Below are 22546 nucleotides of genomic sequence, written 5' to 3'. Positions count from 1 at the left end.
AATTACTATATTGATTATATCACGTTCGATTTGAAAATTCGTTTTTTCAAATACGGATATTTTTCAATGTGTTCTACATAATACTTTACATCTTTTACAATACCTTGTAAAAGTTTTAAATCTGTATTTAAATCTAGATATTCAAACCTTGTGTAACCACTTTGAATAATCGATGAAAAAACACCGGGTCCACGAAGTTTTAAGTCATATTGACTAAGTAAGAATCCATCGGTTGTTTCTAGTAAAAAGTTTAGTCTTTCAACATCTTTTTTCGAACTTACAAAATAGCATTTACCCGGAATAGAACCTCTACCAACACGTCCTCTTAATTGGTGTAGTTGAGATAACCCAAAGTTATCTGCACCCATAATGATGATTGTACTGGCATTTTTAACATCGATACCAACTTCAATAATGGTTGTTGATAGCAATATACCTTTAGGGTTTTGCATAAATCTATCCATAATAAGTTCAATTTCTTCATATTTTAACTGTCCATGAATGACATAGAAGTCATCCGGGTTAAAGTGAGGCTCTAAAATTGAAAATACACTGTGTATGGAATGGGATTTATTCCCTTCTGAAATTGCAGGCACTACAATAAAACTTTGTTCATTGTTTTGCCCTGCAACCTTGAGTGCTGCAATAATTTTAGAGATATCTTTGTCATCTAATAGGTAAGATTCAATTGGTGTTTTATTTACTGGCTTTTGTTTAATATTAGATACTTCTAAACTACCAAAATATGTCAGTGATAAACTTCTTGGAATCGGTGTTGCAGAAAGATAAATTGTATCTCCTGTAACTGTTTTTTTAATTAAGTTTTCTCTCGTTTCAACACCAAATTTATGTTGTTCATCAATCACAACTAATCCAAGTTTGTCAAAGATAACGGATTCTGAACTTAGGATATGGGTACCAAAAACGATACTCACGTCATTTGAATTTAAACGATTCATCGTTTCTTTCTTATCCTTTAACGAGGATGTAAGTAATGCACTTGGTATATGACCAAAATGTTTGTTGAAGTTTTCAAAATGTTGTCTTGCTAAAATTTCTGTTGGTGCTAAAAAGGCTACTTGATATCCTGCAGATATTGCACCCAGTGCAGCGATAAATGTGACAAATGTTTTACCCGTACCAACATCACCTTGAATTAATCGGTACATCGAGTAATCACTTTTAAAATCTCTAAAACAATCATTTACGGCTTCTTGTTGTTCCAGTGTCATTTGATAGGGTAATAAACTAATTTGCTCCTTAACCCAACCGATATCATATGATAGTGGTGTTCTTTTGAGTTTAGGTGGCATACTTAAATGATATTTCATCAGATGAAAGAAAGCTTCTTCTACTTTAAATCTATATTGTGCAATCTCTAGGTCTGTTTCATTTTTAGGAAAATGCATCGTTAAAACTGCAGTTTTTCTATGCATAAGTTTTTCATGTTCAATAAACTTAGTTGGTAGTGTTTCAAAAACATCTACCAAGTTATTTGAAAATACGTATTCGATCATTTTTTGAATGGTTCTGTCACTTATATGTTCAATTTGATATATAGGTTGAATATTGGGTGTATCTATTTTTTTTGAGATATATGTGACATTGATCTCGTTTTTAAACATATTATACTTACCCTTTACGATGACCTTATCATTGAGACTAAACTCTTTTGAAATGTAGTCTCTACCAAAGATAAGTAACTTAACCACTTTATCTTGTACAAGTAGTGTTGTCGTTGTTAAGACAACACGTTTTTTTACAGTATAAAAAGGTGCACTAATTATACCGATGATGGTAGCTTCTTCTAAGTGCTTTAAATTTTCTACATCTACCAGAGAAAAGTTTTCATATTTCTTAGGTAAATTAGTTACAAGATCATAGGTATTTGAAATACTGTGACCCTTAAATATTTTTAAGTTTTTAGGTCCCACACCAGGGATTAAACTAAGATCTCTAATCATAACTAAATTATAACATGTATAGTTTAAGTTCATATCATTGTAAGATATTTTATTTAAGGAATTTTATCCAAAAAAGAGGTAAATTTCATATCTAAAATCAGTCATTTATCACCATGAATCGTTATTCATATTTTCTTTGATTATTTTACATGTAATCTAATTTTTATAAGCGTATTATATATATGAAGTGGTAATTTTGGTTAACTCTAAATACACATAATCGATTGACTTAATTTCTAAGTGGAGATGGAAAGATCAGTTAAAAGATTCGGCTATTTATCATTAACAACGAAAGGGGAATAATCATGGCTGCTCCACTAAAACCAGCTGCTAAACAAGCACCTGCTCCTAAAAAACCAGTAAAAAAATAGTTTTTAATATAACATGATTTAATGTCCTAAATATATAAATAATAATACGCATATACATCTCCAGTATATGCGTATTTTTTGATTAGTTGGTTTGATAATTTCTCTTATAATCGATTATAGATTTTAATTGAACTTTGACATCAAGATCATCTTCTAACACAGTGTCATTTGAAACTTTTTGAGTTAAATATTTAGCGTATTGTTCCATATCTAATTCTTTTCGATTTGAAAGTTGTTTCTCATGAAGTTCTTTGTTTAGGTGTGCTTTATAACCTTTAATAAGTTTTGCAGTAAAAAACTCTGCAACAGCACCTGAACCATATCCAAACATCCCAATACGCTCACCATCTTTTAAGTTACCTTGTTCAAGTAAAGCAATGATAGATAAGAATAGAGAACCAGTATAGATGTTACCAATGTTTTTGTTGTATGTAATACTTGTATAGAAGTTTTCAAATAGGTTTGGATTGTTTGCTTTATCTGCAACCAACTCTAAACTTCTTAATCCGATTTTTGGATAAGGTATATGGAATGTTAATGCAGCAAAATCATTGAGTGTATGTTTTGTTTTTATCTTATAGTTCTCAAAGGTTTTTAAGAAGAACTTTTTATACATTTCATTTGAAAACTTACCATCCACTTGGGCATAATCAAACCCATCTGGTCTCCAAAAATCATAGATATCCTCAGAATGAATACCGTATTGATCTTCTAGCTCCATAATGTTAGGGTCTTTAGCCACGATCATAGATACTGCACCAGCGCCTTGAGTTGGTTCACCAGAACTATTTAATCCATATTTTGCAATATCTGAAGCTATCACTAATACTTTAGATTCAGGATGTTGTAAAATATGTCCTTTAGCAAAATAAAGGGCAGCAGTTGTCGCGTAACAAGCCTGTTTCATCTCAAGTGCTCTCACATCATTTCTTAAGCCTAAAATGCTTATGAGATGGGTTGCTGCTGATTTAGAATAATCTATACCACTTTCTGTTGTAAAAAGTATTAAATCTATTGCTTTGATATCTTCTTTAGTTAGATAGTTTAAAGTTGCATTTGCTGCGAGTGTGATGATGTCTTGATTAAATGGTGCTACACTCATTTTATGCGTAAGTAAGCCATTTGTATATTTTAATGGGTCAATACCTCTAGCATTTGCTAGAGTGTTTATATCCAAGTAAAACTTTGGGACATAAAACGACATTTTATGAATACCAATTTTCATGCGTTGCTCCTAAATATGTTTTTAACATGTATAAGAAATTATAACACAAGAGGAAGGGTTTTGTGGATTTTGCGTGATATAATAAATAGACTAGAGGTGAATTATGAATAAATTACTAAAAAACTTTTATAAAAAATCTATTGAAGAACGTATTGAAGCATTAGAATCCATTGAAAGATTTGATGCAAATCTAAATCAAAGAGCCAGTGATGTTGTTTTTGACCATTTAATTGAAAACTTTATTACGACTTATGAAGTGGGTTTAGGTGTTGCTCCAGACTTTTTAATTGATGATTTAATCTACCATATACCGATGGCAACCGAAGAGCCTTCAGTCATTGCTGGTGCTGCTCATGCTGCTAAAATAATTTATCGTAATGGTGGTTTTAAAATTGATGAAATACACCGTGTGATGATTGGTCAAATTATATTTAAAAATGTATCTGATCCATTAGCACTTATTGATTACTTAAATAGTCATAAAGAAACATTTAAAGATATTGCTTATAAAGCACACCCACAAATTCATAATTTAGGTGGTGGTTTATTATCCTTTAAAGTGGAAGATAAAACTCAAGGCTTTGTTTGTTTATATGCAAGCATCAATACACTGGATGCAATGGGTGCAAACACCATCAATACCATTTTAGAAGCCATAAGTCATTTTGTAACCATTGATTATAAAACTGAAGTTTTAATGAGTATTCTATCGAACCTAGCTGTGGATGCTTTAGTATCTGCATCTGTGAAAATTGATCCAAAACACTTAAAGAACTCAGATGTCATTCATAAAGATATTGCAGCAGCCTCTACATATGCACATATTGACCCATACCGAGCAGCAACACACAATAAAGGTATTATGAATGGTATTAGTGCCCTAATGCTTGCAACAGGCAATGATACCCGCTCAATTGAAGCAGGTGCGCATGCCTATGCTTCAATTAGTGGTAAATACATTCCACTGACCAAGTGGTATGTCCAAGATGATTTTTTAGTTGGTGAAATAAAGATACCCTTAGCACTTGGTACTGTTGGTGGTTCTATGGGCATCTTACCTAAAGTAAAGTTATCACATAAAATACTGGGTGTTAAAAATGCTATGGAGCTTATGAAAGTTGCAGCGTGTCTTGGGCTTGCTCAAAACTTTGCAGCACTTTATGCACTTACCACAGACGGTATTAATAAAGGTCATATGAGATTACATGCTAGAAACGTTGCACTTGAAGCTGGTGCACAACCTTCAAATATTAATGAAGTTGTAAACCACTTAGTCAATAGTAAAGAAGTTACAGTAGCAAACGCAAAAGATTTTTTAAAGAACCTATCATAATAAATAAGGATAACCTATCAAATTTGATGAGTTATCCTTATTTATTTTAAAGTGTTAACATGAAGTTAGGGTAACGTTCATGAAATTTCACCTTAACATGTAGTAGTTCTTCTAAATCTTCCAACATATGAAATAGTAATGCACGCGTTTCAAATTCAACTCTTGTTTGAGGTAGAGATTCTTCTTTGAACACCTTTTTCATGTTATCTAGTTTATTTAATTGTTTAGTGGCTTTATCATCTACACCAATATCTGCAATAAGTTCTCTAATATAGTCTGAGATGATATTTTCATACGGATGTGAAATGTGCATTCTTTTAACACTTTGATACATATTGTTAATATAGTTTAACTGATTACGTCGCATATAAAGATATGCAAGATATCTATGATCATTATCAAATAACTTATCTTTATCACTCGCTTCAGCAAGCATGATCATTTTGCTGATCTCATCATTTAACAAATCGTAATGTTTTAAGAAATCTTTTCTGCCTTCTTTTTTAACTAGATATATACTTAACATAAACAGATGGTCTTTTAATTTTTGATCAACTTCAGTAACATAATAAATCATACGTTTATTATGAAACTCAGGATATAGCATATTCATAATGAGTGCTGTACCAACACTAATTGTAATAATTACAACACGTTCAAAAATAAATAGCCATTCGATATTTTGTGCATCAAATAAATGTTTAGCTAAAACAAGTGCAGGAATTAACCCAATGTTTATTTTAAAGGCATATGATGCAAATATAAATAGTATTAAAAATACAATCAGCGCATATAAATTAAAACCAAATATAAAGAAGGTACATGCAGATAGTGCTAAACCTAATAATACATCTAGATATCTATTGATGTTATCTCTGATGGTGTCCTTTTTCGTAAGTGAGACAGATAAAATACCTATTGTACCAACAAGTATGTAGTCTTTAATACCTACAAAATAGGCAATGGTTGCGGATATGATTGCTACAACGACTAATTTAATTGTTGTGTGTAACACTTGTTTATAAAACATCATTTGTATATTTTACTCCATAAATATAAATCTGCTAAACAAATAGCTAGTGCATTTTCTAATACAATACCTACACGTCTTACAATTGCAGTATCATGTCTACCACCAATTTCAAAAGTCTGTTTTTGTTTGCTTTCTAAATTGAATGAAGATTGTACTTTACCAATACTGCTAGTTGGCTTAACAAAAACCTTTACGATTAAATCATTACCATTAGAAATACCACCAGATACACCACCAGAATGATTCGTTAAAGTCTTTCCAGTTTCATCTTCATAGACATCATTAAACAGAGAACCATAAAGGTTTGCACCACTAAACCCTGTACCAATTTCAACACCTTTAACAGCAGGTATAGAAAACATCATTTGACCAATTTTAGCATCTAACTTTTCAAACATAGGTTCACCTAGTCCGACCACCATATTTTTTACTCGGACTTCAACGATACCACCAACAGATTCTCCTTGGTTGTGTACTTCCCGTAAATATGCATCGAGTTGTGACATATCTGTAAGAGATCCAACTTGAATCAGTTCATGACTAAACTCAAATGGTAACATTTGTTTTGCAATACTACCTGCAACCACTAGTGGTGCTGTTAGTCGACCAGAAAAGCGACCACCACCTCGGTAGTCATGAAACCCTTGATATTTAATACCAGCAACAAAGTCTGCATGCCCTGGTCTTGGTTGACTTTTTAGATGACTATAATCTTTAGAAATGACATTTTCATTTCTAATCATTATATGTAGTGGAGAACCTGTAGTATATTCATTAAACATACCAGATGTAACTTCTAGTTTATCTTTTTCAACTCTTGGTGTTGTGCCTACAGCACCTGGTCTTCTTTTAGCTAGATCAAGTTCTACATCCTCCCAGTTAATTTTAAGACCGGGTTTTACACCATCAATGACGATTCCTATAGCATCTTGATGTGATTCACCATATAAAGTTACTTTAAATAAAGTGCCAAAACTATTCATATAAGTCCTCCTTGATATGATTTAATATATCATCTTTTAATTCTTTTTCTTCACCAAACCATATATTTTGAGCTTTAAATGCTTGAACAATCAGCATATCAAGTCCACCAATGCTATGTTTAGCATATTTCATTAATGTAGTCTCAAGTGGATTATATATGAGATCTATAACAAATTTATCGCGCACTAGACTTTCATCAAGTGGTGATTGGTTAATATTTGGGTGCATCCCGATCGGTGTTGTATTTACTACCAAATCATATGAATAACTTAGTAGTTTATCATAACTTATAATTTGATTAAAGTGCTGGTTATCCTTTGGATTTCTTGATACCACAACCGTATCAAATCCAAGATCTTTTAACACTGTATAACTTGATTTTGCTGCACCACCACTACCTAATATAATAGGTTTTATGATTTTTTTTATAGCAAGTTGCTGTTCCATTAAATATAAAAAACCATCATAATCTGTATTATCACCAATGACTTGATTATCTTTAAAATAGATGGTGTTTACCGCACCTATTTTTTGAGCTTTTGGTGTCATAAGATCCAAAAAGGGAAGCACTGCTTCCTTATATGGAATTGTTACATTAAAGCCATGATATGTGCCGTTTTTTAACCCTTCAATCAATGGTTTTACTTCATCGATATGATCTATATCAAATAATCGATACGCTAGTTGTCTACTAAAATAACTACCAATGATTTTATGTAGTTTAGGCGACTTGGAGTGCCCTAAGGGATGGCCAATTAAACCAAATACTTTCATTTTTCTAATTCTTTTGAGATATTCATAATATGTTGAAACAACTTTTCAAAGTGCGGCCATAAGTCTTTATTGGTGAGTTGTTTCTTTTTCTTTTGGAGTACTTGTTGTTCTCTTGCAAGATCAAGTACAGGTAGGTTATGTAACTTCTTATAGTCGCCAATTTCTTTCACTAACTCAAAACGGCGCTCTAATAATTTGACAAGTTCTTTATCTACTTTATCAATTTCATTTCTTAAAGGTTCTAAACTCATTTCACTTGACCTCCTAATGCTTTAAAACTTTCAAAGAAATTTGGATAACTTTTAGATACTACGGTCTCATCATCAAGTGTAATTGGTTGTTCACACATTATGGAGGCAATCGCCATTGACATTGCTATCCTATGATCTTTATAACTTGAAACTAATGTGCCGCCTATAAGTCGACTTACCCCTTTAATTTCTACAGTATCTCCAATTTCTTTAATGTTTGCACCAAGTGCTTGAAGATTTGTTACCATAGCATTTAATCTATCAGATTCTTTGATACGTAATCTAGATGCGTTATGAATAATTGTGGTACCTTCAGCAAGCGCACCAAGTACCATAAGAATCGGACCTAAATCAGGAATTTGTCCAACATCAATAGAAATACCCTTTAATCTAGATGGTTTAACCAGATAACCTTCACTCGTAGGCGTAATATCTCCACCCATCTTAATTGCAAGATCAATAATTTCCTTATCACCTTGTAAACTATGGTGATTTAAATTCGTTAAGTGGATTGGTCCAGCAAGTAATCCTGCTGCAACAAAAAATGCTGCACCACTAAAATCACCTTCTACACGATAGTTACCTGGATTATAGTGTTGGTTCCCAGGTATCTTATAACCGTTTGAAGTTTTAATAATCTTAATACCAAATTTGTCTAATACATCTAAAGTCATATCGACATAACCAACAGATTCTAAGTGTGAAGTTAAAATAATTTCAGAATCATTTGGTGCAAGTGGTAAAGCATAAAGTAAGCCTGTAATAAACTGACTACTTACATCACCTCTTAAGTGATATGTGCCACCTTTAAGTGGACCACTTACAGTAAGCGGTAACCACTTATCTGTTGGATGCTCAAATTGATAAGTTTCTTTAAAAAGGTTTTCATACATTTCTTGAGTACGAAATGGTAATTGATTTTTACCCGTAAATGTCACAGGTTTATCTTGAAGCATTGCTACAGGTATTAAAAATCTTAATGTAGAACCAGACTCAAAACAATCAATAGTATCATGTACTCTTTGAACCTTACCACCTGTAATCAATCCCTGATTAATGCTTGCACCTAAGCTTTTTAAAGCGCTTTGTGTGGCGATTAAATCATCAGAGTCTAAAATATTATCAATCTTTGATTGTCCATGTGCAAGTGCTGCTGCAAGTACATATCTGTGTGATAAAGATTTAGAAGAAACAATCTTTACTTCACCTGATAAATTGGTTGGAATAATTTCTAGCACTTTAAATTTCAACCCCTTTATTAATGATTGGTTCACCAATGTTTTTGATATAAACAAAACGTAAACCATCCGCTAAGTTTTTCTTATCAAAACCTATGTATTCTATAAATAACTTTTTATCAAGTAGAGGTTCTTTAACAAGTTCTAATCTTAATAAAATATTTTTAACGTCATCAAATAAGTTTGCTGGTGTAATCTTTGCTTTAATACCTAATTCTAAACTGATCAACATACCATAGCTAATTGCTACACCGTGTTTGATTGCAAAATCATAATGACGCTCGATTGCATGTCCAAAGGTGTGCCCAAAATTTAAGAACATACGTTCGTTTTGTTCAAAAGGATCTTTCTTAACAATATTGAGCTTTACTTGAATTGCACGTTTGATTTCATTAAGCGTTAATTTATCATTCAATTTTAAATATTCATATAATTTAGGATCACCAATGAGTCCATGTTTTAATACTTCTGCTAATCCATTTTTATACTCTACTTTAGGTAATGTATCTAAAAATGCAGGATCAATTAAAACTTTAAGTGGATTTTTATATGCACCAATTAAATTTTTACCTTCATTTAAATCTAAACCAGTTTTACCGCCAATAGATGAATCTACCATCGCAAGTAACGTTGTAGGTATTTGAATAAATGGTGTACCTCTAAATAAGGTGGCTGCAACAAATCCAGCTAAATCTCCTACAACACCACCACCTAAGGCAATGAGTAAATGATTTTTTCTCATACCCAATTTAAGTAATTTTTGAACAACTTCTTGATAGGTAGTTATAGATTTTGACTGTTCACCTGGTTCAACACTTACAAACTTTAAATTAAACATATTTAACTTAGCTGTTAATAAGTTTTCATACAGTTTAAATACATTATGATCCGTGATGACAAAAATATCTTTATAAGGGTATACACTAGTTATCTCCCCACCCAAATCATTCATTAAATTTTGTTTAACTACTACTTCATAATTATCGAGTGTTTGTCTCATCAAAACTAATTCTCCTTTTCTTAGATTCTTTAAGTTTTTCTTTCAATACCACTTCATTTGAAGTCAATATATCATGTTTAAGCTGACCTAAAACATCTACAAATTCATCTATCTTTTGGGTAAGTGCGTCCTTATTATCTAAAAAGAGTTCTGTCCATAAGATTTCATTAATATTTGCAATTCTTGTTAAATCTCTAAATGAATCCCCAGTAGCATCTTTTGTGTGTTCATTTTTATTCATAAGCATTAACGATACCGCAATTAAATGCGTTAACTGAGATGTATGTGCAATGAGTTCATCGTGTTCATAAGCAGATAAAACAATTTGTCTTTTAAAACCTAAATCTAATCCTAGTTTTTTAATTGTTTCAATGTGATGTGGTTTTGAATGGTGTGAGTCGATAATTAAAAAATTAGCATTTTTAAACATAGTTATATCTTTATGATCATAACCCGACTTTTCTCTACCAGCCATCGGGTGATGGGAGACATAGTTGATCGATTTAGGTAGTAATTTTAACACCTCATCTAGAAGTTTAGTTTTAGTACCACTGATATCCGTTATAAGTTGTGTATCAAAATAAGATATATTTGTTTTGATAAATTCAAATATCTGATTTGGATATAAAGCAAGTATGACAAGTTCACTATGCTTCATATCCTTTAAATCGTAACCCTTTATAACACCTTCATTAAGCGCTTTTAAGTTGGTGTTATTATCTTTATCAAAACCAAAAACATCGTGTCCGACACTTGTTAATTTTTGAGCGTAACTTGCTCCCATAAGACCAAGTCCAACAATAAATATCTTCATCGTTTCAATTGTTTTGAAAATACAGTAGAAGCTTTTTCAAGACGTTCCATCATATGTTCAAACTTTTGTGGTTTTAAACTTTGTGCACCATCAGATAGTGCATTTTCTGGATCATGGTGTACTTCAACAATAATTCCATCTGCTTCAACAGCAAGTGATGCGAGTGATAAAGATTCAATCATTTCCCATTTACCTGCAGCATGTGACGGATCTACAATTACAGGTAGGTGTGATAATTCTCTAACTGCTAATACAGCAGAAATATCCAGTGTATTTCTCGTGTATTTTTCAAAGGTTCTAATGCCTCTTTCACACAAGATAACTTGATCATTACCGGATGCCATAATGTATTCTGCACTCATGAGCCACTCTTCAATCGTCGCACTTAAACCTCTTTTTAGAAGCACTGGAATATTGGTTTTACCAACAGCTTTAAGTAGGTCAAAGTTTTGCATATTTCTTGCACCTAACTGAATGATATCTACATATTTTACGAATTCATCTAGGTGCTCTGTACCCATAAGTTCAGTAATAATAGCCATACCAAATTCATCCGCAACTCTACGCATCATTTTTAATCCTTCAATACCTAATCCTTGGAAAGCATATGGTGAAGTACGTGGTTTAAATACACCACCTCTTAAAACATTAGAACCACTTTCTTTAACTGCTTTAGCAATAATTCTTAATTGTTCTTCACTTTCCACACTACATGGGCCACTCATAACAACAAAATCATCACCACCAATAACAACGCCATTTTTTAAGGTGATAATGGTTGGTTCTTTTTTAAATGCTTTAGAAGCCAACTTAAATGGACTAGAAATTCTTGTCACATTCTCAACACCTGAAAATACACGTAATTGTGCAGCATCTAAAGATTTCACATCTCCTAAAACACCAAATAGTGTCACTTCATCACTTGAAGCATCTTTAATACCAAAACCTTTATTGATTAAATATTTTTGCAAGTGATTAACTTCTTGTTTAGTTGCACCTTTTTTCATTTGAACAATCATCTTTTTATCTCTCTTTCTATTTTTTGAAACAAAAAACTCCTTAAAGGTTTGTAGCCCTTAAGGAGTCATAATCATTAATTGTTTATGCTGGGGTCACATTCCTTAACTTCTTTTAATAACTTAAAAAGGAATGCGCTTTGCTGCAAGTCCTTTTACATTTGATAAAAGTAGTAATAAGCTTGATTTATAAACATAATGTGACCAACTTTCTTATGTTGATAGTATATTATCATACTTCCAAAAACTTTACAACAAAAATTTTTTTATTGTTTAATAATATATCCAATAGAAATTGCTTTAGGACCACAATGTGCACCCACAACTGGAGTTAAATAACTAGTAACAATCTCTCTATTTGGATAGATTTGATGCACCATATCAGAAATCAACTTCACACCTTCATCATGATGTGCATGTGATATAAAGGTGATAACATCTTTATCTTTAGTATCTTCTAAATACAGTTCAACAATACGCTCTAGTGCCTTTTTAGAAGTTCTAATTTTTTCTAAAGTTTCGACTTTACCTTCTTTAGAAAGTGTTAATACTGGCTTGATTTTTAAAATAGATCCTAGCGTACCACTTAACTTAGATAACCTACCGTTTTTTACTAAATACAGTAATGTATCTACTGCAAAATACATTTTATTATGGTCTCTAATATAATCCAAGACACCTAAAACCTCTTTAAGGTTAGCGCCTAAGTTAAACATCTTTTGTGCAGTCATTGCCATATAACTTTCAGGGTATGCTAGTGTTTTTGAATCATACACGTGAACCTTGATTTTTGTTTCCTTTGACAGTTGAACAATGGCATCATGAAGTCCTGAAAGTGGTTTGGCTATAACAATAACTAGTACATCTGTAAACCCATCTTCATAAAGTTTTTCAAATGTATTTAGCATATAGCCTGGAGCTACATAACTTGTTTTAGGTAAATTATCAGGTTCTTTTTTAATGCGATCATAAAATGTTTTAGCATCTAAATCAATAAAATCATTAAATGATTCATCTCCAAAGTGAATCATACTTCTAAATATATCAATTTGCTTATCGTACTCTAAATAATCTATTGCAGAGTTAGAGCAGACGATTACCTTGAATTTACTTTTCATTTTTCTTTAATAAATCCCTAATTTCAATTAACAATTGAATATCTTCTGGTTTTGGTGCTGGTTTTGGAGGATTTTTTTCGGCTTCTAGTTTTTCTAGTCTTGCTTTTTCTTCAGCAATAAATTTCTGTTCTTGTTCTTTACGTTTTATAAAGATATATAAGATTATATAAATAGAAAACGCAATAATTAAGAATTCTAAAATGATTTGAATTAAGTTGCCATAACGAATATACACATTATTAAACTGTGCAATACCATCAATTACAACTTGTGCACCGTTATCATCTAAAACTGGTTTTTGATGAATCAGTGCTTGTAAGTCTCTAAACTCAACCCCACCTAATAAAACACCAATTGGCGGTAATATGATGTCATTGACAAGACTTGTAACTATTTTACCAAATGCCCCACCTACAATCACACCCACTGCCATATCAATAACGTTTCCACGCATGATAAAATTCTTAAACCCACTTAAGAAACCTTTTTTACGTTGTTCCTTAGATATTTTAATTTGTTTACTCATACTTATCTTCTCAATATTATAAATGAACTGATTTTATTTATAATATATATCCTTTCCTATATAGTTTTTATTTTATACCTATGTTAATTTTACCAGCAATCAAACTAAAAGTCTTGGTTAATCATTTAAATCTGACCAAATAAAAACAATCACCTTTATTTATGATACGGGTGATTGTTTAAAATAGCTTGTGCTCTAAAAATTTGTTCTACTAAAAATAGTTTCATTAACTGGTGTGGGAAAGTCATTTTCGAAAAAGATAATAGCAGATTCGAGTTTTCCTTAACGTTATTACTTAAACCGAATGAACCACCTATGATGAAAGTAATTGAGGGACCAAAGTTCGTTGTTACATGGTCGATGGTTTCAGCAAACCCAACACTATCTAACATCTTTCCTTCAATTGCTAGTGATATCACATAACTATCTTTAGCAATTTTAGATAATATTTTTTGTCCTTCTTTTTCCATACCAGTAATACTTGCTTCATCTGTTATCTCGATCATTTCAATGGTTTTTATTTGTTTTGCGTAGTAATTGATTAATTCATTTAAACCCTTATCTTTAACTTTACCAACACTAATGATTTTTACTTTCATAGTTTAATACCCGGTAATGATTCTTGAGATGCATAGATCACATCAATCTTTAATAAGTCTTCTATGTGATCTACAATTGCTTTTTCAATATCAAAGGCATCATTACATTCTTCACTAATATGTGCCACAACCCATTTGGACTTCTTATTTTTAATGAGTTTATTCATTAAGACTGCAGCCTCTTCATTAGATAGGTGTCCTTGGACGCCTAAAATGCGTTGTTTTAATGCGAAAGGTCTTCTTGACCCAAGTAGTTTTTTAGGGTCGAAATTAGACTCTAAAAGATAAAGATCTGCATCTTTTAAGACCTCATGATATGACTGATCTACATACCCTGTATCGGTTAAGCAAACAAAGCTTTTTTCTCTCCAATCAAACCTAAAACCAACCGGTTCTTTTGCATCATGAGATAGTAAAATTGGCAGTACTTTAAACTGTCTAAATTCGAAGGATTCATCAGCTCTTATAATCACTATTTTAGGTAGTAAATTTCTCACTTCACTACTTAAAGAGTCTAGTGTTCCTTGAGTTAAATATACCTCTTTTAAATGACCAGCTTTAAGCATACTGAGTAACCCAAATATGTGATCTGAGTGTTCATGCGTTAAAAAGAGTGTGTGTACAGCGCTTACATCTTCACCGTATGCTTTCATTTTTTGAACTATCTTTTTATAACTAATACCTACATCAATAAAGAACGATACAACCTCGTTTTTAACATATGTTATATTTCCTTTAGAGCCCGAGGCTAATACAAATACTTCCATAATTTTTCACCTATAACTATTGTAGCATAGTTTTGAGCATTTTTTAGCACGATATAAAAGTTAAAACAGGTAAAAAGTGGTTGCAATAACTGCTAAAAAATGCTATATTATATGTGCTGTAATTTTTTCAACACAATTAAGGAGTGAATCGCATTTATGAATAAATTAAAAACAATATTCTCAGCTAGGAAAATCGCTATTTTTTTAATGGTAGCAGTTTCTGCGCTCATCTTGGTGGCATGTGGACCAACAAATAAGGTTCCATATGGTTCATTGGGAGATAATGCCTACGTAACAATAGGCGGTAACACTGTAACAGAAAAACAATTATACGATCAATTAAGAACATCTTCAATTAATAGATTAAACACTTATATTGATGAGGTAGTTTTTGCTGATGTAGAAATTGACAAAGCAAATCTATCAGTTTTCGAGGTTAAAGCATTTGAACAAGAAATCAATACAGCACTCTTCTCATCTGCAGCAATCACACCAGAGCAACTAAATGATCTTCCAGATAGTATGCTTGCACAAAGAATCTTATCATTTGTGGACTCATTTATTATTACTAATCCGGGTGTTGATAAAAACGATTTAATCAACTTCTTAGATGATGTTGTAGCAGATGTGATCGCGAGAGGTCAAGCAGTTGACTTTGATAAAGATGCTCCATTTGTTTTTGGTTATGTAAACAAAGCAGCTTATCCAGCTTACCAAGGGATAATTGATGCTTTAATTGATCAATACAAGTTACCAGTTCAAAAGAAAGTTTATGCAAATGGCTTATTAGGGGATACAGTCGGCGCTGAAACAGGCGATATCAACGATGAAGACTCAGCAGCTTACATTTCCGAAGCACATGCAGTTACTTACTACAAGAACAATATTGCTGGTCGTTATGACACTTCAGTAGTTATTGTTAAATTCGAATCTGTATTAGAGTATGAAACAGCTTTACGTAAACACTCTATTAAATCAAACTCACGCGGTGAATGGTATAGAATTCCAAACATCGCTGAACAAAATTTAATTGATATTTTACAAGATGGTGAATCTCACCCTGAATGGAGTGCAGATGGTTATCATAAAAAAGCATTAGACATCTTAGTAAATGATCTTAAACAAGATCCAGATAACTTAAAGACTGTTGACTACAGAAATACTGATTTTGCTACATACTACAGCAAATATGTAATCAATTCTACTACTGATGCAGCTTTATTATTAGATGATGCTCAAGGTAATAACCAAGTATTACAAGTATTCTTAGAAATCCATGACGAATTATATAATACAACTTATGCAACTGACTTAGCATCAAACACTATTTCAATGAATGACTTAATCGCTGAATTCACAATGGAATATACTGACCCAAGATTTGCTTCAGCAGCAGATTTAAGAAATACAGTGTACAACATGGATTCAAACGTATTATATGATGGTGGTAATGGCCGTGATGCAGATGATGTACCTTACGCTAAACCATACTCACGTCAAGTACAATCAATAGCTGGTGGTCAATATCTATTATTCTTATTAGATGACAACCGTGATGAAGATAAAGATATCTTAGATGAAACAGATGCTGAAGACGTTAAATTCTTAGATAATGAACAAGCTCAAGCTTACAAAAACGAAGCATATGCTAAATTAATTGAACAAAGATTAACTACTACTTACGTAACTTCTAAAGTAACTGAAAAATACGAAGATGTTAAAATCAACATCTACGATCCAATTATTCGTGAATTATACGCTAATCAAAATGAATATAAAGGTTCAAAAGGTTATAAAGATAACAACACATTATTAGATGTAAACGGTACAGTATTAACTGTAAATGACTTCTTCGCTTATGTAGAAGAAACATTAGGTCTATCAACAGCATTAGACATTATTTTCATTGAAAAATTAAGAGATGCTTATGAAGATGAAATTACAGCTGATGATATGAAAGACTTCAGAAAACAATTTGAAACTCAATATGTAAATCCATTCTTAGCAAACCAATACGAATCAGCTGGTTTCCCAGCAACTATGGGTATTGAAAGCTTCTTACTTCTAGGTTTTGGTGCTTGGGCACAAGATGGTAGAAGTGCTACTGAAGATGCATTAGATAAAATCTATGTACAACAAGAGTTAAGAAAGTTATTCCAAGAAGACTTAACAGTTCACTTTGATCACGATACAGTTGACAACAATATTTATACTAAGTTAGCAACACTTGCAAATACATTACAAGCTAATGACGTTGCAATTGATGCTTCACACTTATTATTCCAAATCGACTTAGACCGTGATGGACAACCAGACAATCCAAATGAATTAGATCAAGCTAAACGTGATGAATTAGAATTATTAATCCAACAATTAATTGTTCAAGTAAACAAACGTGCTAAATTAGCACCATCTATTACACAAGGTTTACAAAACGTTGTTCAATCATACAACAATTCAACACGTTATACATTAACCACTGTTGAATACCCAGGTCCAGATGCTACGCAAGAAGAAATTGATGAATACATCAACTCATTCAACCGTGAAGACGTTTGGGTTCCATTTAGAAAAGCTGGTATCAAACTTGTTTACCAAGACTTAGGAACTATCTCAAATGAGACTAACTTCCCAGGTTCACAAAACGGTTTAGATGCAGACTTCTACGCTTATGCAATCAACATGGCACAATACATTAAAGATCAAGTAAATGCACTTGATAATGGTGTTGAGCCTACACAAGAAGAAAAAGTTAACCGTGCAAATGCACTTCTTCCAATGTATGCTCCATCTAACATTGATTCAGATACTAAGATAGAATCAGATGGTAATGCAGCAGTCCGTACAGCTTTTGGATGGCATTTAGTTATTGCTAAATCATTTGTACACCAACAATCAGCATTGTTAGAAGCAGTTGCAGAATCTAAAAAATTAGATTACACTTCAAAATTAGAAAATCCTTACGTATCAGGTACAAAAGTTGTTGGTTACAACAACGATGGTAACGAAATCACTTGGGAACAATTATATATCTATATTGAAGAAGCTAAAGAAGAAACTGGTATTACAACATTACCAACTTCATTACAAACAACAATATCTAAGTATTTCGGACCAATCTTCTCAAATACTAAGTATACTTCTTCATTTGCTCAATTAGAAATTGCTTTCCAATACATCTTTGAAGGCGATATCGTATTAACTAATGCAGACTTAAATGCAAGATTACAAGTATTAAGAGATGCTAACTTCAACCAATTCTTCGGTTATGCATACTTTGATGGTATCAATGGTAATGGTTCAACAATCTATGATCGTGCATACAACGCATCATACGCAGCTTCATACGGTGATTTCTTCAACGTATTACAAGGTGCTTAATTCATAAATTAAAAGTTTAAATGCGACTAGAAATAGTCGCATTTTTCTTTATATATCTGCATAAAAAAATCCCTAGGCATAAAACCTAAGGACAATTTATTATTTTTTTAATTTTGATTTGTAGAAACGCATTTTATCAAGTACCGCAACACTTTGAGTAAACTCACCAGCTTTAGTACCTTCTAATGCTGTTTTTAACTCTGTGAATTTAGAATCAATTGAATCAATATACCAAAGAAGTAATGCTTCACCGGTTTGAGGTTTCTTAGGAGAACCAAAGTTTAGTTGTCCATGATGTGAAACGATTAAGTGTTTTAATAAAAGTACTTCTTCGCTATCTTCTACTCCTAAAATTGTTGCTGCTTTTTCAACCTCAATACTCGCCATGACTAAGTGACCAATGAGTAAACCTTCTGTAGTATACTCTCCATCAACACCAGTCATTTCATCAATCTTAGAAATATCATGTAGTATCGTTGCTGCATAAAGAAGGTCTTTATCTAGATAGTCATATACACTTAACATCGCATCGACTAATTTTAACATTGTAAATGTATGATATGCTAAACCACCAACATAGGCATGATGAAATTTAGTAGCAGCTGGATGCAGGTAGTATTGACCTTCATGTTTTTCATATACTAGTGTTGTTACATCTTTTAGAATCTTATTTTCTATTCTATTTAAGAATGATTCAATACCTACACGAATATCTTTTAATGGTATTGGTGCATAATCATAGAATAAGGAATATAGTCTGTTCTTATCTTGTTTCGGTAAATCTGAAACATCTAAGGGTGTTATCTTAAGTGACTTATATTGTTTAACTTCTTCTTTATAAAAAGCTTCTACTTCAAAGACAAACACTTTACCAATAGCAAGCAACTGATCATCTTCCATATTAAGTTTTACATTAAAATTTTTTTTATCTTCTAAGGATAAAGATGCATTACAATAGTTATCACCTTTATTAATAGATTCTACTTTACCAATAATTATTTCCATCTCTTATACCTCATATGTGCTAACAAAATTTGTTAGTGCTTCTTTATTGTTAGATAACTTCTTTTCTAGAATAAGATCGATCATATGTGCCTTTAATTTACCTAACCAAGCACCTGCTTTTTTATTTACAATATCCATAATTTCTTGACTCGTCAGTGCAAGGTCTAACTCGCTTTTAAGTGGTAAGTTATTAAATCTATCTTGAAGTGATTGATTTTGATAACTTTGTTTACCTAAATTGAAGTTTACCTTATTAGCAAGTAAAGAAATCTCTAATCCATAGTGATACAGAGCAGTATCTGGAATTGTTGTAGGATGCATTAATGCAAGTTCACTCGCCTTTTGATATTTATGACGGTGTCTATTTGAAAATGTCCATTTAGCCGGAATAAATCCATTATTTAAAGTAAAAGATAAAGCAAAGAATGTATCAATAAAAGGCATTTCTTCTAACTTAGCGGTATGTATAATCCCTTTTTCTAATCCGGGTAGCACTTTATGTATACCTGTTTCAATCATAGTGTTTAAAGCCATTTTTAGGTGTTTACCCCTAAGTATTTTAATGAGCTCAGCATGAATGCGTTCCATAGCTAACTCTTTAATTAAATGTGTGTTATCTTGAATTGCTTGTTTGGTTACAGGTTCTATTTCAAAGCCTAATTTAGATTGGAAATAGAATGCTCTTAACATACGTAGTGCATCTTCTTTAAAGCGTTCGTTAGGATCACCAATTGCGCGGATAATTTTATGTTCAATATCTCTTTGACCACCTACGTAGTCATAGATATTTTGATACTCATCCATTAGAATACCATTCATCGTAAAATCACGACGCATCACGTCATCATTAACGTTATCCGAATAAATGACAGAATCTGGATGTCTAAAGTCTGATGTAGGACCATCTGTTCTAAATGTTGTTACTTCAAAAGAAACATTGTCATACATGATAGTTATCGTACCATATTTGATACCTGTAGGTACTGCTTTAAAATGCTTCATAACTTCAAATGGTTTGGCACTGGTAGTTATATCGATATCGCTAAACTTGGCTTTCATTAGAAAGTCTCTGACTACGCCTCCAACAAGGTAAGCTTGATAGCCTTGTTTCTTTAAATCTCTGATTAAATTTTTCGCTGATTTTAAACTCATATTTTTTGTAACCTACCAATTATTTTATATACCTTAAACATTATATCAAAAATAGCACATTATAAAAAGGGAGGTATCAATAAATGTGTGAAAAACTTATATGTTTTTATGATATACTTTTATATAAGGTGATTATATGTATTATTTAGAAAAACAAATTGATCATAAAATTATAATTGATAAGTCAGAATTTATAGCTATCCTTACACCAATAGATAGTATTTTGGATATGCCTGAAATACTAAAAAGCATTAAAAAGGCTTATCCTAAAGCAACACATTATTGTACTGCATATGTCTTTGAAAACTCTCAAGGGTCAAATGATGATGGTGAACCATCTGGTACAGCAGGTGTGCCGATGCTAGAGGTTTTAAATAAAAACAATCTACATAATTGTTTTGCTGTTGTAGTGCGTTATTTTGGCGGTATAAAACTTGGTGCTGGTGGTTTAATTAGAGCATATGCAAAATCCATTTCACAAGCATTAATTGATACACCTATCTTAAAAAAGATAACTACAACGAATTTTGAAGTCACATTTAAATATGATCAAATTGGTTTAATAGATCACCTTTTTAAAGATTTTATTACACATAAAGATTTTTTAGGTGATGTCATATATGAACTTTCTTTTACTGATGATCTATATTTAATTGAAGAGCATCGTCATATATTTAAATTAGTAAAAGAAAAAGGAACTAAAGATATTTTAGTTCCTTGGAAATAATTCGATAATGTCTAATAGCATTTTAGCTAAAAAGTAACTTGTTAATAATGAAAGAATTAAATATGCCGCATTGATTTCAAAGAGTCTATACTTTTTGAAATATTTTTCTATTTCTATTGCCTGTAGGATTCTAAAACTTATGAAGAAACCTACTACAAATACAGACCAAAATACAATATAAGTCACATATGGGTTCATTATTTAGTACCGAAGAGGCGGTCTCCTGCATCTCCAAGTCCTGGTACAATGTAGCCAACCTCATTAAGTTTTTCATCTAATGCTGCTAAATATATTGGAACATCTGGATGATCCATTTGAAGACGTTTAACACCTTCAGGACACCCGACTAGACCAACAAATCTAACATCTTTAGCACCACGATTTTTAAGTTCAGTGATTGCTGCTGTAGCTGATCCCCCCGTTGCAAGCATTGGGTCAACTACTAAAACTACACCATCTAAAATATCTGTTGGGAATTTTGCATAATAAGAAACCGGTTCTAGAGATTTTTCATCTCTATATAACCCGATATGACCTATTTTTGCACTTGGTACCATATCATGAATACCATTAACCATGCCAAGTCCTGCTCTTAAGATTGGGACAATAACAAGTTGTTTTTTTAATTGTCTACAAATTGTTTTTTGAATTGGAGTTTCTACTTCAATTTCAACAGTTTCTAGATCTTTTGTAATTTCATAAGTGATTAATGCACCAATTTCACCAACAGTTTCTCTAAATGTTTTAGTACTGGTGTTTTTATCTCTTATAAGTGCCATTTTATGATCAATTAATGGATGATTTAATACAACAAGTTTTCCCATGGTTTACTCACCATTTTCGATTGCTGCAATCTTATCTACGCGATGTTGATGACGGACTTCTTCTGTTGCATTTAAATATGCATCAACAATAATTTTAGATTCTGATGTCGTTTGATTTCTGCCGCCAAAAGCAATCACATTTGCATGATTATGCTCTCTTGCAAGCCTAGCAGTTAATTCATCAAAGACGTGAGCTGCTCTAATGCCTTTGACTTTATTTGCTGCAATACTCATACCAATACCAGTACCACATACTAATAAACCAACTTCAACTTCCTTTTTTACAACAGCTTCTGAAACTGTTTTTGCATAATCAGGGTAATCTACTCGGTCAACTGAGTGTGCTCCGAAATCAACAACATCGTAACCTTTTTTAGTTAAGTACTCAATGATTTCAGTTTTTCTATTAAAACCCGCATGATCTGCGCCAATGCCTATTTTCAT

Annotated in this window: 22 protein-coding genes; 3 read left to right on the top strand and 19 right to left on the bottom strand. The window is 32.1% G+C overall.

Features of this window, described 5'->3' with window-relative positions:
• Positions 1 to 14 precede the first annotated feature (14 nt).
• Positions 15 to 1964 (bottom strand): ATP-dependent DNA helicase RecG, encoded by a 1950-nt coding sequence (locus tag IY230_RS02505; RefSeq protein ID WP_196369766.1) that lies wholly within the window; start codon positions 1962 to 1964, stop codon positions 15 to 17.
• A gap of 453 nt (positions 1965 to 2417) precedes the next feature.
• Positions 2418 to 3560 (bottom strand): hydroxymethylglutaryl-CoA synthase, encoded by a 1143-nt coding sequence (locus tag IY230_RS02500; protein ID WP_196369765.1) that lies wholly within the window; start codon positions 3558 to 3560, stop codon positions 2418 to 2420.
• Between the two features lie 103 nt (positions 3561 to 3663).
• On the opposite strand from IY230_RS02500, the gene IY230_RS02495 reads away from it, so the two are divergent.
• Positions 3664 to 4893, top strand: a complete 1230-nt coding sequence (locus IY230_RS02495; protein WP_196369764.1) for a hydroxymethylglutaryl-CoA reductase, degradative — start codon at positions 3664 to 3666, stop codon at positions 4891 to 4893.
• 46 nt (positions 4894 to 4939) lie between these two features.
• Here IY230_RS02495 and IY230_RS02490 read toward each other — a convergent pair whose 3' ends face one another.
• The 12 genes from IY230_RS02490 to IY230_RS02435 form a co-directional block, all read right to left on the bottom strand.
• The gene (locus IY230_RS02490; RefSeq protein ID WP_196369763.1) at positions 4940 to 5926 is read right to left on the bottom strand and encodes an aromatic acid exporter family protein; all 987 of its coding nucleotides are present in this window, start codon (positions 5924 to 5926) and stop codon (positions 4940 to 4942) included.
• Positions 5923 to 6909: a chorismate synthase gene (locus tag IY230_RS02485; protein WP_196369762.1), complete on the bottom strand. Its 987-nt coding sequence runs from the start codon at positions 6907 to 6909 to the stop codon at positions 5923 to 5925. The genes IY230_RS02490 and IY230_RS02485 overlap by 4 nt, the downstream gene beginning before the upstream one ends.
• Positions 6902 to 7684 carry a shikimate dehydrogenase family protein gene (locus IY230_RS02480; protein WP_196369761.1) on the bottom strand — a complete coding sequence of 261 codons (783 nt, stop codon included), beginning with the start codon at positions 7682 to 7684 and terminating at the stop codon, positions 6902 to 6904. The genes IY230_RS02485 and IY230_RS02480 overlap by 8 nt, the downstream gene beginning before the upstream one ends.
• A complete protein-coding gene (locus IY230_RS02475; protein ID WP_196369760.1) occupies positions 7681 to 7935 on the bottom strand; it encodes a chorismate mutase in 255 nt (84 codons plus the stop codon). The genes IY230_RS02480 and IY230_RS02475 overlap by 4 nt, the downstream gene beginning before the upstream one ends.
• Positions 7932 to 9173: a 3-phosphoshikimate 1-carboxyvinyltransferase gene (gene aroA, locus IY230_RS02470; RefSeq protein ID WP_308705616.1), complete on the bottom strand. Its 1242-nt coding sequence runs from the start codon at positions 9171 to 9173 to the stop codon at positions 7932 to 7934. The genes IY230_RS02475 and aroA overlap by 4 nt, the downstream gene beginning before the upstream one ends.
• Position 9174: 1 nt before the next feature.
• Complete coding sequence (gene aroB, locus IY230_RS02465; protein WP_196369758.1) at positions 9175 to 10173, bottom strand: 3-dehydroquinate synthase; 999 nt, start codon at positions 10171 to 10173, stop codon at positions 9175 to 9177.
• Positions 10154 to 10987, bottom strand: coding sequence for a prephenate dehydrogenase (locus IY230_RS02460; protein WP_196369757.1), 834 nt, complete (start codon positions 10985 to 10987; stop codon positions 10154 to 10156). Before IY230_RS02460 ends, aroB begins: the two co-directional genes overlap by 20 nt.
• The gene (gene aroF, locus IY230_RS02455; protein WP_196369756.1) at positions 10984 to 12006 is read right to left on the bottom strand and encodes a 3-deoxy-7-phosphoheptulonate synthase; all 1023 of its coding nucleotides are present in this window, start codon (positions 12004 to 12006) and stop codon (positions 10984 to 10986) included. Before aroF ends, IY230_RS02460 begins: the two co-directional genes overlap by 4 nt.
• Before the next feature lie 263 nt (positions 12007 to 12269).
• On the bottom strand, positions 12270 to 13121 hold the full coding sequence (locus IY230_RS02450; RefSeq protein ID WP_196369755.1) for a DegV family protein: 852 nt from the start codon (positions 13119 to 13121) through the stop codon (positions 12270 to 12272).
• Positions 13111 to 13647 carry a large conductance mechanosensitive channel protein MscL gene (mscL, locus tag IY230_RS02445; protein WP_196369754.1) on the bottom strand — a complete coding sequence of 179 codons (537 nt, stop codon included), beginning with the start codon at positions 13645 to 13647 and terminating at the stop codon, positions 13111 to 13113. Before mscL ends, IY230_RS02450 begins: the two co-directional genes overlap by 11 nt.
• Positions 13648 to 13802: 155 nt before the next feature.
• On the bottom strand, positions 13803 to 14246 hold the full coding sequence (locus tag IY230_RS02440) for a 23S rRNA (pseudouridine(1915)-N(3))-methyltransferase RlmH (RefSeq protein ID WP_196369753.1): 444 nt from the start codon (positions 14244 to 14246) through the stop codon (positions 13803 to 13805).
• Entirely contained in the window at positions 14243 to 15013 is a 771-nt protein-coding gene (locus IY230_RS02435) for an MBL fold metallo-hydrolase (protein WP_196369752.1), read from the bottom strand. Before IY230_RS02435 ends, IY230_RS02440 begins: the two co-directional genes overlap by 4 nt.
• A 156-nt stretch (positions 15014 to 15169) precedes the next feature.
• On the opposite strand from IY230_RS02435, the gene IY230_RS02430 reads away from it, so the two are divergent.
• Entirely contained in the window at positions 15170 to 18394 is a 3225-nt protein-coding gene (locus IY230_RS02430; RefSeq protein WP_196369751.1) for a hypothetical protein, read from the top strand.
• A 99-nt stretch (positions 18395 to 18493) separates the two neighbouring features.
• On the opposite strand, the gene IY230_RS02425 is transcribed toward IY230_RS02430, so the two are convergent.
• Positions 18494 to 19399 (bottom strand): HD domain-containing protein, encoded by a 906-nt coding sequence (locus IY230_RS02425; protein WP_196369750.1) that lies wholly within the window; start codon positions 19397 to 19399, stop codon positions 18494 to 18496.
• 3 nt (positions 19400 to 19402) lie between these two features.
• Positions 19403 to 20551 carry a CCA tRNA nucleotidyltransferase gene (locus IY230_RS02420; protein WP_196369749.1) on the bottom strand — a complete coding sequence of 383 codons (1149 nt, stop codon included), beginning with the start codon at positions 20549 to 20551 and terminating at the stop codon, positions 19403 to 19405.
• Between the two features lie 136 nt (positions 20552 to 20687).
• Between IY230_RS02420 and IY230_RS02415 the strand changes: the two genes are divergently transcribed.
• The gene (locus tag IY230_RS02415) at positions 20688 to 21278 is read left to right on the top strand and encodes an IMPACT family protein (RefSeq protein ID WP_196369748.1); all 591 of its coding nucleotides are present in this window, start codon (positions 20688 to 20690) and stop codon (positions 21276 to 21278) included.
• Here the strand turns inward: IY230_RS02415 and IY230_RS06745 are convergent.
• From IY230_RS06745 to rpiB, 3 genes are read right to left on the bottom strand one after another with little or no spacing between them, the layout of a single operon-like run.
• A complete protein-coding gene (locus IY230_RS06745) occupies positions 21261 to 21476 on the bottom strand; it encodes a DUF1146 family protein (RefSeq protein ID WP_196369747.1) in 216 nt (71 codons plus the stop codon). The genes IY230_RS02415 and IY230_RS06745 overlap by 18 nt on opposite strands.
• On the bottom strand, positions 21476 to 22102 hold the full coding sequence (gene upp, locus IY230_RS02405) for a uracil phosphoribosyltransferase (protein ID WP_012242163.1): 627 nt from the start codon (positions 22100 to 22102) through the stop codon (positions 21476 to 21478). The genes IY230_RS06745 and upp overlap by 1 nt, the downstream gene beginning before the upstream one ends.
• 3 nt (positions 22103 to 22105) lie before the next feature.
• Positions 22106 to 22546, bottom strand: coding sequence for a ribose 5-phosphate isomerase B (rpiB, locus tag IY230_RS02400; protein ID WP_196369746.1), 441 nt, complete (start codon positions 22544 to 22546; stop codon positions 22106 to 22108).

It is taken from the genome of Acholeplasma laidlawii (genome assembly GCF_015709225.1).
Classification (GTDB): domain Bacteria; phylum Bacillota_I; class Bacilli_A; order Acholeplasmatales; family Acholeplasmataceae; genus Acholeplasma; species Acholeplasma laidlawii_A.
The sequence above is the reverse complement of the archived record's forward strand: the minus strand, read 5'-3'. Positions and strand labels throughout refer to the sequence as shown.

Bases quoted from the DNA above. Each gene is read 5' to 3' on its own strand.
- IY230_RS02505 (WP_196369766.1), bottom strand. From the start codon at position 1,964: ATGATTAGAGATCTTAGTTTAATCCCTGGTGTGGGACCTAAAAACTTA.
- IY230_RS02500 (WP_196369765.1), bottom strand. From the start codon at position 3,560: ATGAAAATTGGTATTCATAAAATGTCGTTTTATGTCCCAAAGTTTTAC.
- IY230_RS02495 (WP_196369764.1), top strand. From the start codon at position 3,664: ATGAATAAATTACTAAAAAACTTTTATAAAAAATCTATTGAAGAACGT.
- IY230_RS02490 (WP_196369763.1), bottom strand. From the start codon at position 5,926: ATGATGTTTTATAAACAAGTGTTACACACAACAATTAAATTAGTCGTT.
- IY230_RS02485 (WP_196369762.1), bottom strand. From the start codon at position 6,909: ATGAATAGTTTTGGCACTTTATTTAAAGTAACTTTATATGGTGAATCA.
- IY230_RS02480 (WP_196369761.1), bottom strand. From the start codon at position 7,684: ATGAAAGTATTTGGTTTAATTGGCCATCCCTTAGGGCACTCCAAGTCG.
- IY230_RS02475 (WP_196369760.1), bottom strand. From the start codon at position 7,935: ATGAGTTTAGAACCTTTAAGAAATGAAATTGATAAAGTAGATAAAGAA.
- aroB (WP_196369758.1), bottom strand. From the start codon at position 10,173: ATGAGACAAACACTCGATAATTATGAAGTAGTAGTTAAACAAAATTTA.
- IY230_RS02460 (WP_196369757.1), bottom strand. From the start codon at position 10,987: ATGAAGATATTTATTGTTGGACTTGGTCTTATGGGAGCAAGTTACGCT.
- aroF (WP_196369756.1), bottom strand. From the start codon at position 12,006: ATGATTGTTCAAATGAAAAAAGGTGCAACTAAACAAGAAGTTAATCAC.
- IY230_RS02450 (WP_196369755.1), bottom strand. From the start codon at position 13,121: ATGAAAAGTAAATTCAAGGTAATCGTCTGCTCTAACTCTGCAATAGAT.
- mscL (WP_196369754.1), bottom strand. From the start codon at position 13,647: ATGAGTAAACAAATTAAAATATCTAAGGAACAACGTAAAAAAGGTTTC.
- IY230_RS02440 (WP_196369753.1), bottom strand. From the start codon at position 14,246: ATGAAAGTAAAAATCATTAGTGTTGGTAAAGTTAAAGATAAGGGTTTA.
- IY230_RS02435 (WP_196369752.1), bottom strand. From the start codon at position 15,013: ATGGAAGTATTTGTATTAGCCTCGGGCTCTAAAGGAAATATAACATAT.
- IY230_RS02430 (WP_196369751.1), top strand. From the start codon at position 15,170: ATGAATAAATTAAAAACAATATTCTCAGCTAGGAAAATCGCTATTTTT.
- IY230_RS02425 (WP_196369750.1), bottom strand. From the start codon at position 19,399: ATGGAAATAATTATTGGTAAAGTAGAATCTATTAATAAAGGTGATAAC.
- IY230_RS02420 (WP_196369749.1), bottom strand. From the start codon at position 20,551: ATGAGTTTAAAATCAGCGAAAAATTTAATCAGAGATTTAAAGAAACAA.
- IY230_RS02415 (WP_196369748.1), top strand. From the start codon at position 20,688: ATGTATTATTTAGAAAAACAAATTGATCATAAAATTATAATTGATAAG.
- IY230_RS06745 (WP_196369747.1), bottom strand. From the start codon at position 21,476: ATGAACCCATATGTGACTTATATTGTATTTTGGTCTGTATTTGTAGTA.
- upp (WP_012242163.1), bottom strand. From the start codon at position 22,102: ATGGGAAAACTTGTTGTATTAAATCATCCATTAATTGATCATAAAATG.
- rpiB (WP_196369746.1), bottom strand. From the start codon at position 22,546: ATGAAAATAGGCATTGGCGCAGATCATGCGGGTTTTAATAGAAAAACT.